A 12470-nucleotide genomic window follows, 5' to 3' on the forward strand; every position below is an offset into this window, starting at 1 on the left:
ACAAAAAAAGCCGCGTCGATCATCGACGCGGCTTTTTTTATTCTTTTCAAATACCGTTATTCAACCGCCACCATCGAAACGGCTTTGGCTTCAAGCTGGCTTTTGCCCATCAGGTGACAATCGGCAGCACGGGCGGCTTCGCGACCTTCTGAAATGGCCCACACCACCAGCGACTGCCCCCGACGCATATCACCTGCGGTAAATACTTTGGGGTTTGTGGTGGTCTGGTAGTTAGTGGCTTTAACGTTGCCGCGTTCGTCGTATTCAAGGCCGAGGTCGTCGAGCAGACCGTTGTGCTGCGGGTGCAGGAAGCCGGCCGCCAGCAGTGCCAGTTCGCAGGGGATGTCGCGCTCGGAGCCGGGTAGTTCAACCATCTGCATCCGGCCGTTCTTGTTTTCCCAGGTCAGATCGACAATGCGCAACGCTTTCAAATTACCGTTATCGTCGCCGATAAACGCCTTGGTATTGATGGACCAGAATCGCTCGCAGCCCTCTTCGTGTGAGGTACTGGTCCGTAACATCATCGGCCAGTTGGGCCAGGGGGTGTTTTCGGCCCGCTCTTTTGGTGGCATCGGCATTAACTCGATCTGCGTAACCGATTTTGCTTCATGGCGGTTGGAGGTTCCGACGCAGTCAGAACCCGTATCGCCTCCGCCGATCACTACGACGTTTTTATCCGTTGCCCATAACTCGCCATCGCCGTACTTCTCACCCCGATGATCGATCTCAACCGGACGGCCCGCGTTCCGCTTATTCTGCTGGCTCAGGAATTCCATTGCGGGGTAAATACCTTTCAGGTCACGGCCCGGAATCGGTAGATCGCGCGGAACCGTCGAACCACCCGTAAGCATAACCAGATCGAACTGATCCAGTAAGTCTTTAGCTTTCAGGTCTACACCAACGTTGACACCCGTTTTGAACGTGACACCCTCGGCTTCCATAACATTTAGCCGCCGGTCGATGGTCCATTTTTCGAGTTTGAAATCCGGAATGCCGTAGCGCAGCAGTCCGCCAATCTGGTCGGCCCGTTCGAAAACCGTTACGGTGTGCCCAGCTTTGTTCAACTGAGCAGCTGCAGCTAGTCCTGCTGGACCCGACCCGATAACCGCAACGGATTTGCCGGTCCGCTCTTTCGGTATTTTCGGGGTTACGTACCCGTGTTCGAACGCGGCTTCAGCGATCGATTTTTCAATGAATTCGATGGCAACGGGCGGCTTATTGATACCCAGTACGCAGGAAGCTTCGCAGGGAGCTGGGCAAATACGACCGGTAAATTCCGGAAAATTGTTGGTCGAACTTAGTATCTCGTAAGCATAGGCCCAGTTCTGCTCATAGACCGCATCGTTGAATTCCGGAATGATGTTTCCGAGCGGACAACCGCTGTGGCAGAATGGCGTACCGCAGTCCATGCACCGGGCGGCCTGCCGCTGCGAATCCTTTTCCGAATGCGGTACTTCAATTTCTTTATAATCGTGAATCCGCTGCTGCGGGTCGCGCTTTTTGGGCAGTTCGCGCGTAAATTCTAAAAATCCGGTAGGTTTTCCCATTTCTTACTAGGCTGTCTGCGAATCTTCAGGCGACTTTCGCCAAATGATATAATGTTTCTTCTAAAGCCGCTTGCTTAATGAAGCCACGAACCGACAGGTCTTCGTCCAGCGCTTCCCAACTTACAGCTATGCCATTGCTTTCCAGTTCATAGTTGGCTAACTGTTCGACCGTGGCGTTTCTAAGCCGGGCGAAACCCGATAGTTTCAGATTAAGCACCCGGCCGTTTGTCAATAGAACCAGTATTAAGTCCAGATCAACATCAAAGAAAAGTTTCTTTATCCGTAAACCCTGCTCAAAAATCAGCTTGTCAATTGGATCTTTAGAGGGCTTGTCAACAATATCATTGTCCGAAGTAGTCATTCCATTTTTCGATTAACAACGTGCTGTTTGCTGCCACTAATTCTCTGATTTCACGGCGTTCCCGTACTGTAAAGCCATAGCTATATTCTTCATTAACAGATGGTGTCAACCAGTACTTGGCTTTACCACCACCTTTGCTCACATGGATGTGTGGTGGCTCATCGTTTTCATTACTATAAAACCTGAATTTATAGCCGTTGATAATTAGAACAACTGGCATTTGCGTACGGAAAAGTTCAGTTAGGTTTTCCCATAGTTATTTCTTACCCGTGCGTCACATCCACAGTGATGTCCTGATAAACAATATTTTTGTCGCGAATCTGGTCGGCCAGCGAGATACCCCGACCGGCCAGTGCCTGCCGGAAATCGCCGGGCATTACTTTCACGAACTGACCGATTCGGCTGTCCCAATCCTGAATCAGCGCCAGCGCTACGTTGCTGGTCGTGTACTGGAAATGCTTCTCGACGTACTCCCGAACGATACCGAGATCTTCCTCATTGAGCGGCTCCAGACTTACCATTTCCGGGTTGACTTTAGAAGCAAACGTGCCATCCTGATCCCAAACGTAGGCTACCCCGCCCGACATCCCCGCTGCGAAGTTGCGACCGGTTTTGCCCAGAATGATGGCCAGGCCGCCCGTCATGTATTCCAGGCCGTGGTCACCGACCCCTTCGACTACGACTTTGGCCCCCGAGTTCCGAACGCAGAACCGCTCGCCAGCCATCCCGCGAATGAAGGCTTCGCCCGACGTGGCACCGTAGAACGAAACGTTGCCGACGATGCTGTTTTCTTCGGGCTGGAACTGAGCCGTCCGGTCCGGATACACGATCAACTGAGCTCCGCAAAGCCCTTTCCCGAAATAGTCGTTGGCATCGCCTTCGAGTTCGAGCTTGATACCGCTGGTACTGAACGCACCGAAACTCTGACCCGCCGTTCCCCGCAGTTTGATGTGAATGGTGCTTTCAGGAAGCCCCGGCCCACCGTATACTTTCGAAATTTCGTTCGACAGCATCGTGCCGATGCTGCGGTCGATGTTCTGAACGGTGAACTCGCCATAAACTGATTCGGCGGTGGTCAGCGCGGGCTTCGCCAACTCAATCAGTTTGCGGTCGAGTACGTCATCCAGGTAGTGATTCTGCTCTTCCTGCTTGTACAGCGCTACGTCGAGCGTAGTGGGCTCTTTGTACAGCAGGGCATCCAGGTTGACGTTCTTGTATTTCCAGTGAGACAGGTTGTCGCGGAGTTCGAGCATCTGCGCCTGTCCAACCATTTCGTTGATCGTTCGGAAGCCCAGCTCGGCCATAATTTCGCGCAGTTCCATCGCCAGGAACGTAAACATATTCACCACGTACTCCGGTTTGCCCGTAAACAGAGCGCGGAGTTCTTTATTCTGCGTAGCAACCCCAACCGGGCAGGTGTTCAGATGGCATTTGCGCATCATGATACAGCCGGTTGCCACCAGGGCCGCCGTTGCAACGCCAAATTCTTCGGCACCTAACAGAGCCGCTATAGCCAGGTCGCGACCGGTACGCATTTGCCCGTCGGCCTGTACGGTTACGCGGCCACGGAGTTTATTTTTTACCAGCGTCTGGTGCGCTTCGGCCAGACCCAGCTCCCAGGGCAGACCCGCATGGCGAATCGACGAGAGGGGCGAAGCGCCCGTGCCGCCGTCGTGACCCGAAATCAGGATATGGTCGGCATGGGCTTTGGCAACCCCGGCCGCAATTGTTCCGACGCCGGCTTCTGACACCAGCTTCACGCTGATGCGGGCGTCGCGGTTAGCATTTTTGAGATCCGAAATCAGCTGGGCCAGATCCTCGATGGAATAAATATCGTGGTGGGGCGGGGGCGAAATCAGACCAACGCCGGGCGTTGAGTGCCGGGTCCGGCCGATCCAGTCGTCGACTTTAAAACCGGGTAACTGACCTCCTTCACCGGGCTTGGCACCCTGTGCCATTTTGATCTGCAACTCGCGGGCGTTCGTCAGGTAATAGCTCGTGACGCCAAACCGGCCCGAAGCCACCTGCTTGATGCCCGAATTCATGCTGTCGCCGTTTTCGAGGGGCTTGTAGCGCAATTCATCTTCACCACCTTCACCCGAGTTGCTCTTGCCGCCGATGCGGTTCATGGCAATGGCCAGCGTCGTGTGCGCTTCCCAGGAGATTGACCCGAAGGACATAGCCCCCGTCGCAAAGCGTTTGAAAATGCTTTCGATCGGTTCGACCTCGTCCAGCGGAACCGACTTGCCCTTTCTAAATCGTAGCAGCCCGCGTAGGGTAATGGCATTCTGGGTTTGATCGTCAATCAGTTTAGAATACTTCTTGAAGATCGAGTAATCGTTTTTCTTCGTCGATTGCTGAAGCAGGTGAATGGTATCTGGATTGAAAATGTGCTTTTCACCCCGTTGTTTCCACTGGTAAATACCACCTACTTCCAGTCTTGGTACCGTCACCGGTGCGGTCGAGAACGCGACACAGTGCCGAACCAGTATCTCGCGGGCAATCTCGTCCAGGCCCATACCGCCAATGCGCGAAACCGTACCTGTAAAGTACCGGCTCACTACGTCCTGGTTCAGGCCCAGGCATTCGAAGATCATAGCACCCTGGTACGATTGCAGGGTCGAAATACCCATCTTCGAGAATATTTTAAGCAATTCGCCATTGACCGCCTTGACGTAATTTTTGAACAGTTTGTCGAGGTCGTAATCCACTGCCAGGAGCCCTTTCTCTTTCATGCTGGCAATCGTTTCGAAAGCCATGTAGGGGTTTACGCCCGATGCACCATAGCCGATCAGCGTCGCTACGTGGTGAGTTTCCCAGACGTCTCCCGCTTCAACCACAATCCCGACTTTGCCGCGCAGGCCCTGCCGGATCAGGTAGTGGTGAATAGCTGACGTCGAGAGCAGAGACGGAATCGGCGCGTGGCTCGAATCGATGGCCCGGTCGGAAAGTACGAGGATCGAGTAGCCATCCTCGATGGCGTCGGCTGCGTACCGGCAGATGCGGTCCAGTGCGCGTTCGAGCGATTTACCTTCGCCATCCGCTGTAAATAAGCAGTTGATGGTTTTTGCCTGGAATTTCGGCTTATCGATAAACCGCAGTTTGTCGAACTCCTTGGTGGTCAGCACCGGCTGTTCCAGTTCTACCTGACGGCAATGTTCGGGCGATTCGTCGAGCAGGTTATACGTGGCGCCGACGAACGAAATGAGCGACATGATGGCCCGCTCCCGAATGGAATCGATCGGGGGGTTGGTCACCTGCGCGAACAGTTGCTTGAAATAATGACTCATGTGCTGGCTCTGCTCCGACAGCACCGCCAGCGGTACGTCGGTTCCCATCGAGCCCAGCGCTTCCTTGCCCGTTTCGACCATCGGCGCCAGAATCATCCGCAGGTCTTCCGATGTAAAGCCGAACGCCTGCTGCATGCGCAATAGTTTGGCAGAATCGTAGGGATTATAAGACCGGATGGGCGCTTCCAGCTCCTGAATCTTGATTTTATTATCGGTAAGCCACTGCTGATACGGTTTCCGGGTGCAGATTTCGGCTTTGATCTCTTCGTCGGAGACGATTCGCCCCTGCTCCATATCGACCAGAAACATTTTGCCGGGCTGCAGACGACCTTTCGATACCACTTTTGCCGGATCGATATCCAGCACACCGACTTCAGAAGCCATAATGACCACGTCGTCGTTGGTAACCCAGAAGCGGGAAGGCCGTAGCCCATTCCGGTCGAGGGTAGCGCCAACGATCCGGCCATCGGTAAACGAAATAGAAGCCGGACCGTCCCAGGGTTCGATCAGAGCCGCGTGGAATTCATAGAACGCTTTCCGGACGGGGTCCATGTGTTCATTGCCATCCCAGGCTTCCGGCACGAGCATCATCATGACGTGCGGCAACGACCGACCGCTCATCACCAGCAGTTCGATGGCATTGTCGAGGTTGGCCGAGTCCGACTGTCTGGGGTCGCAGATGGGCAACAGCATGTCCATCTCGTCCTGGGTAAACTTGGCTGATTTGAGCAGCCCTTCGGCGGCTTTCATCCAGTTGACATTTCCGCGAACCGTATTGATCTCCCCATTGTGGGCGATGTAGCGGAACGGTTGCGCCAGTTTCCAGGACGGGAACGTGTTAGTCGAGAAGCGCGAGTGTACAACTCCGAGCGCCGAAACAACCTCCTCGTTCTGAAGATCCGGAAAATAAGGCTCCAGTTGAAGGGTGGTCAGTTGCCCTTTATAGGTAATGGTCCGGCAAGAGAGCGACGAAAAATAGAAATGATCAACGCCCGCAATCGTTTCATTGATGATGCGGGTACTGTAGTTACGAAGGATGTACAGTTTGCGCTCGAAATCATCGGCGTTAGTAACACCCGCCGGGCGTTTGATAAACACTTGTTCCATCTGCGGCTCTGCCGAGCGTGAGCCGTTGCCCAGCTCGCTGTTGTTCACCGGAACGACCCGGTAGCACAACAGCTCCAGCCCGAGTTTTTTCATTTTCCGGTTAAGCACCGCCCGGCACTCTTCGCGCAGCCAGACATCTTTCGGAAAATACACCATGCCGACGCCGTATTCGAGCGCCGGTGGCAGATGAACGCCCAGCTTACGGGTTTCATCGACGAAAAACTCGTGCGGAATCTGGATGAGCAGACCGGCACCATCGCCGGAGTTAGGCTCCGAGCCTACGGCTCCCCGGTGTTCCATCCGCCGAAGCATCTGGAGCGCATCCGATACGATCTGGTGCGATTTACGCCCCTTGATATGGGCCACAAAGCCAATACCGCAGTTGTCGTGTTCAAACTCGGGGCGATAAAGGCCCGCCAATTGGTCAACCTGATCAGACATGGTCGTAACAGTGTTGGATAAGGCCGCTATTTCGCGATCTGAATTAAGAGAATCGCAAAAAATAGGGGCGATTATTGAGAAAATCTAAATTAAAAAGGCTGCCCGACGTATTAGTAATCCTGGAGATAGCGTTCGGGCTGACGGGCGTTTGTGACAAAGTCACGCAATATACTACCAAAAAAATTTGGCAAAAACAGCTTTTGTCGGAATTTAATAGTTAATGGCCTCAATTGTAATTTTGATTATAAATCTTCTTGAAAAATGCCAATTCACTGGTGTGGGCGGTAGCATCCAATGCCAATATAGCAAATTATGCCCAGTCGTATGCAAGGGTTGTCATGTTAGATCGATGCCAATACCAGTGGTCTGGTGCAATCCGCGACGCCTTGGTAGCCTTCCTGAGTTCCGCTTAATGATCCGACCAAGGATTGACCGTACTTACTTATGCCTATATAAGCGTATTAGAATCTAGTGAAAAGGGAACGTAACCTAGAAAGATAAGCATAAAAAAAGCCGCTCTGAAGCGGCTTAAGGCATTTTAGTGATTCGGCTGGGATTCGAACCCAGGACCCATACATTAAAAGTGTATTGCTCTACCAGCTGAGCTACCGAATCGGTTCCCATTCAGCAAACAGGGGGTGCTCGTCGTTTGGGAATGCAAAAGTAGGAATTTACTTTTCTACGCGCAAGCAAGTGCTTAAAAAAAAGTTAATTGTTGGGTAAGTTTCACCGCTTCGACCGCTTCCCGGACGTCGTGTACGCGTAAGATAGATGCCCCTTTCTGCAGAGCTATTGTATTCAGTACGGTGGTGCCGTTCAGGGCTTCATCCGCGTTGATTCCCAGTGTTTTCCAGATAGTCGTTTTCCGGGAGAGACCAATCAGCAACGGTTCGTCGAACAAAGCCAGGGCGTCTAAGCGGCTTAGTAACGCAAAATTTTGTGTCGGGGTCTTGGCAAAGCCAAATCCAGGATCGAGAATAATATCGTTAACACCCAATGAGCGCAATTCGGCCAGTCTTAGTCCCAGTTCGTCGATCACCTCGGTAACCACATTTTGATAAGTCGCTAGAGATTGCATGGTCTGGGGAGTACCGCGCAGATGCATCAGCACGTACGGCACCTTTAATTCGGCTACGGTTCCGAACATGGCCGGGTCCAGCGTACCACCGGCTACGTCGTTGATCAGAGCGGCCCCCGCTTCGACCGCCTGCCGGGCCACCGATGCCCGAAAGGTATCGACCGAAAGCAGCGCATCCGGAAAGTACGTTAGGATCGCTTCGATGACGGGCAGCACCCGATCAGCCTCTTCGGCTGGACTGACTTCGGCCGCACCGGGGCGGGTCGAATAGCCGCCGACATCCAGAAACGTGGCTCCATCGTTCAGCATCTTTTGGGCGACTTCAGAGGCTACTTCGGCAACGGGCCTGTTGCCCGCCAGCCGGCTTCCCGAAAAGAACGAATCGGGAGTTACGTTCAGGATCCCCATCACGGCGGGCGTTGTCAAATCGACCAGGTGCCCCCGGCAGTTCAGCGTTTTTTTCGTAACTTTCGGCATAGAAACGTCATTTGGTTATCACTCGTCGGCATTGGTTGTTATTCTTCGCAGAAACAATGAGTGGCGATTTAATGACACCCAATGACACTGAAATGACGATGACTCAAACGGAGACCGAATATCGGCAGGTTATCCAGCGCTGCAAAGACTTGTTTCTGAAAAAAAATAAGGATTACGGGACAGCCTGGCGGATTCTGCGGCTACCCAGCATTACCGATCAGATTTTTATCAAGGCCCAACGCATCCGTACGTTGCAGGAAACTGGGGTAAGCCGGGTAGGCGAGGGGGTCGAACCGGAATTTGTGGGCATCATCAACTACTGTGTGATGGCGCTGATTCAGCTGCAACTGGCCGGGGATTCGCGCACGGATATTCCTGCCGATGAACTCGAACGACTCTATGATCAGCAGGTAGGCCAGGTGATGGACCTGCTTTTTGCCAAGAACCATGACTACGGCGAAGCCTGGCGGGAGATGCGGGTCAGCTCGATGACCGACATCATACTGATGAAATTGCTCCGGACGAAGCAGATCGAGGATAACCGGGGCGCTACGCTGGTATCGGAAGGTGTCGATGCCAATTATATGGATATGATCAATTACGCCGTTTTTTGTTTGATAAAAAGTAACGCGGGTGGCAACCCGCAATAATCGACAAGCAGCGGGTTACCACCCGCGTTACTTTAATGAACCCAACAGCCACTCAACCCAAAGTCAAAACCGGTACACCACCGATGCTGATTGCGGCTCGTATTGCCCGGATCCTGGTCGGTGTCGTTTTTATTTTCTCAGGTCTTATCAAGCTGAACGATCCGGTCGGAACCCAGATTAAGTTCGAGGAATATTTTGAGGTATTTGCGCAGGATGTACCCATTCTGCACGATTTCTTCATGGCACTGGTACCCTTCACACTTATCATGTCGGTGTTGTTCTGTGCGGCCGAAATCATTCTGGGTGTAGCGCTGCTGGCGTCGTACAAGCCGAAGGTGACCGTTTGGCTCCTGTTTTTTTTAATTGTCTTTTTCACCTTCCTGACTTTCTATTCCGCGTATTTCGACCGGGTGACCGACTGTGGTTGTTTCGGAGATGCTATCAAGCTGAAGCCCTGGACGTCGTTTGGTAAAGATGTCGTGCTTACCGTGCTGATTCTCTTTATCATCGGGCATCGGAACCGCCTTCGTGCCCGCAACACGGGCTGGCTGGTAACCTTGACCACGCTGTTTACCCTGGCACTGGGTATCTACGCTATCGAGTTTCTACCCCCGCTCGATCTGTTACCTTATGCCGTTGGCAAAAGTGTTCCGACCCAGATGAAACCGTCGGAGCCGCTCCGGTACAAATACATTATGGAAAAGGACGGGAAAACAACGGAGTTCGAGAAGTATCCTGCCGACCAGAGCTATAAGTTCAAAGAGATGGTGTTGGTCAATGAAAGCGCCAAGCCGAAGATCACCGATTACCGGATCTGGAACGACGCGGACGATTTTACTCAGCAGACCTTTGTCGGCAACAAGCTTTTCATTATTGTTAAAAACACGAAAGATATCGATGCCGGTAGCCTGCCGGCCATTCGTTCGCTGGTAGAAGGGTTACAGGGTTCAAACGTCTCGCCCTACATTCTGACCTCCGTTAGTGACAGTGAGATCAACGCTTTTCGTAAAGAATTTCAGCTGGAAAACGTACCCTACTACAAAGCGGATGCTACGGTGCTGAAAACGATTATGCGCTCCAATCCGGGTACGTGGCTGATGCATGACGGGGTGGTACGCGGTAAATGGCATTACAACAGCACACCCGATGCCGCCGAGGTAATTGAACGAGTAAAGTAATCGAACGCGGGAACGGATAAATGACCGTATAGCATTTATCCGTTCCCGCGTTCACTTTTCCCATCCATGAAAAATATTTTCCTGATCGGTATGCCGTCTTCGGGTAAGAGTACGCTGGGGAAGCGTATGGCTGAAGCACTGCATTACCGCTTTATCGACACCGATAAGCTGATTGTTCGGGAGGAAGGTCGTTCGATACCCACTATTTTCGCTGAATCGGGGGAAGCCTACTTCCGGGAAGCCGAATGCCGGGTCTTGCGTACTATTCGGCCGGGAGGTAGTTTGGTAGTGGCCACCGGGGGCGGAATGCCGTGTTTTCACGACAACATGGCTTATATCAATGCAACTGGCGTGTCGATCTTTTTGGATGTGCCGGTCGAGGTATTGATTCGGCGTATTCTGGCGCATGCACACGAAGATCGTCCACTCAATAATCCCAGCGATCCGAATTTGCCGACTGTTTTGCAGAAGCGATACGAAACCCGGTTTCCTTTTTACTCGCAGGCCCATATCATCGTATCGGGTGAGACCACACAGGAGGAAATATTAAGGCGAGTCGGAGCGTGGCTGTAAGCGCTGACGTTATTGGCTCTAAACCAACGGTGCCCCGGTTCTAGAACCGGGGCACCGTTGGTTTAGAGAATAATTGTCTGTTTAGAAAAACGTACCTACCGAAATCATCACATTGGTGCTGCGATTGCTGATCGCCACCGTCGGCGAAGCCGAATCATTATTTAACTGATAGGGGGAGTAGCCCGATTTAAAGGTCAGGTAAGAACCGGACAAATCGGCAAAGAAACGATCATTCCGAACCCCAAGCCCTGCCGATAGCAGTAATTTCGACCGATCGGCAGCAGCAACGCGGTCCAGACTGACTTTATAAGCAGAAGGAAGATAACCAACCCCAGCCCTAAGCCGAAGGAGTCCGGCACGAATTTCGGCGCCCGCCCGCACATTCACCACATTCTGGTAGGTGTCCTGAACGAAGTTTTTCACGTCGTTCCTGAAATCGGTGTTGTCCTGTTGGTTCGTGAAAGCGGAGGTCCGTACCCGCATACCCTGATAGCCAACGTATTCAGCCGTTGCCGTCACGAAGCCAATTTTACCTTTGTTAAGGAAATAGGTTGCGCCAAGCGAGCCCCGGAGCGGTGTTTGCAGCGTGTACTCGAAATTATTGGATGGGTCAACGACATCGACTGAGTTTGTCTGCAAGGTAAAACCGGCGGGATTAGGCGTGATTGCATTGGCCGTCAGCGTTTGCCCAAAGGTTTCGTTGGCGCTACTGAACGTGGGTGAAACGATATTCGCTCCTAACTGTAAATCTGGCGTTACTTTGTACATTAAGCCAATGGAGGCATTGACCCCATTGCCGCGCACATCGAAGCGGTTGATTTGGCCATAATTGACAAAATACCGGCCATTGATCGGCGATTCCAGAAAATTGAATTCCGAGGAATAACGCAGGTGAGTCAGCGAGATAGACCCACCGATATACAGTTTATCGTCCAGATTGCCTGCGTAGGCCAGCGTCCACTGGGAGTGCGTACCGGAGCGCGTTAAGGTCGAGCGTTGGTCTTTCTGGGTGTTCGCGTCGAAACGGGAATACGGCGGTCCTGAATAATCGGGGGTTGTAGTTGTAGTCGGATTAATCAAAAACAGCCCATACGCAGCAGCTTCGCGAGTATCGGCCTGTCGGTTTGCCGGATAAAAACTGTTAGCCAATTCATTCTCGCTATAACCAGCACCATTGGCAGCTTCAACATACGACTGAGCAATGGACGAGTTCGGGTTATTGTTAAAACCACGGGCGTCGCTATAATCGTAGAAATTTACCGACTGAGAGTACGAAATCCCCCAGGCGGTCCGGCGCCAGCGTCGACTTCCGTTCGTACCGCCGGCGAAGATAGCGCTGAGCTGACCTATGCTGACTTTACCACCGCTCGAATTGGTTTGTTGGCCTAAAAATGTGTTCTGGTTATTCGATGAGGTAAACATCGGGCTGATGCTTACTTCCGATCGATTGTAAAAAGCCAGACCAGCTGCATTCCCGAACAGATTACTGGCGTCGCCCCCTAAGGCAGCCTGGTTGCCGCCAAGACCCCGGAAACGGGCCGTACCACTTTGGGTAAAATCGGAAAACCGGAACGCATCATCTGCATAATCGTAAGCGGCTCCCTGACCAAATGCCATGGCTGACAGGAGCACGAAGGTGGCCGAAAATAATAACTGTTTATTCATGTCTTGATAAGCAATTGTGGGATAAGGCAACGTTAGTTAATGCTTAGAACAGTCGAACGTGCGAACGTTTAACATCGAAGTTATAAAACGTGGTGCCTTCAGT

The 12470-nt window shown here is 52.5% G+C and carries 9 protein-coding genes and 1 tRNA gene; 3 read left to right on the forward strand and 7 right to left on the reverse strand.

The annotated features are described in order from the left end of the window. Positions 1-56: 56 nt before the first annotated feature. From ACYVC2_RS09155 to folP, 6 genes are all read right to left on the reverse strand, one after another. Positions 57-1547, reverse strand: coding sequence for a glutamate synthase subunit beta (locus ACYVC2_RS09155; protein WP_461102003.1), 1491 nt, complete (start codon positions 1545-1547; stop codon positions 57-59). A 25-nt stretch (positions 1548-1572) separates the two neighbouring features. Beyond that, positions 1573-1908, reverse strand: coding sequence for a DUF2442 domain-containing protein (locus ACYVC2_RS09160; RefSeq protein ID WP_461102004.1), 336 nt, complete (start codon positions 1906-1908; stop codon positions 1573-1575). Further along, positions 1889-2128: a DUF4160 domain-containing protein gene (locus ACYVC2_RS09165; protein WP_461102005.1), complete on the reverse strand. Its 240-nt coding sequence runs from the start codon at positions 2126-2128 to the stop codon at positions 1889-1891. Before ACYVC2_RS09165 ends, ACYVC2_RS09160 begins: the two co-directional genes overlap by 20 nt. Before the next feature lie 43 nt (positions 2129-2171). Then, positions 2172-6746: a glutamate synthase large subunit gene (gene gltB / locus ACYVC2_RS09170; RefSeq protein ID WP_461102006.1), complete on the reverse strand. Its 4575-nt coding sequence runs from the start codon at positions 6744-6746 to the stop codon at positions 2172-2174. Between the two features lie 542 nt (positions 6747-7288). Beyond that, a tRNA-Lys gene (locus ACYVC2_RS09175) sits at positions 7289-7361 on the reverse strand. A gap of 82 nt (positions 7362-7443) precedes the next feature. Then, positions 7444-8301 (reverse strand): dihydropteroate synthase, encoded by an 858-nt coding sequence (gene folP / locus ACYVC2_RS09180; RefSeq protein ID WP_461102007.1) that lies wholly within the window; start codon positions 8299-8301, stop codon positions 7444-7446. Positions 8302-8399: 98 nt separating this feature from the next. Here folP and ACYVC2_RS09185 point away from each other — a divergent pair, with 98 nt between their 5' ends. The 3 genes from ACYVC2_RS09185 to ACYVC2_RS09195 all read left to right on the forward strand — a co-directional run bounded on the left by ACYVC2_RS09185 (position 8400) and on the right by ACYVC2_RS09195 (position 10702). Next, positions 8400-8951 (forward strand): DUF1599 domain-containing protein, encoded by a 552-nt coding sequence (locus ACYVC2_RS09185; protein WP_461102008.1) that lies wholly within the window; start codon positions 8400-8402, stop codon positions 8949-8951. Between the two features lie 35 nt (positions 8952-8986). Beyond that, positions 8987-10129 (forward strand): BT_3928 family protein, encoded by a 1143-nt coding sequence (locus ACYVC2_RS09190; protein WP_461102009.1) that lies wholly within the window; start codon positions 8987-8989, stop codon positions 10127-10129. 66 nt (positions 10130-10195) lie between these two features. Further along, positions 10196-10702, forward strand: coding sequence for a shikimate kinase (locus ACYVC2_RS09195; RefSeq protein WP_461102010.1), 507 nt, complete (start codon positions 10196-10198; stop codon positions 10700-10702). A gap of 81 nt (positions 10703-10783) precedes the next feature. Here the strand turns inward: ACYVC2_RS09195 and ACYVC2_RS09200 are convergent, their stop codons facing one another. Continuing rightward, positions 10784-12367 carry a hypothetical protein gene (locus ACYVC2_RS09200; RefSeq protein ID WP_461102011.1) on the reverse strand — a complete coding sequence of 528 codons (1584 nt, stop codon included), beginning with the start codon at positions 12365-12367 and terminating at the stop codon, positions 10784-10786. Positions 12368-12470 lie beyond the last annotated feature (103 nt).

It is taken from the genome of Spirosoma koreense, from assembly GCF_054777875.1.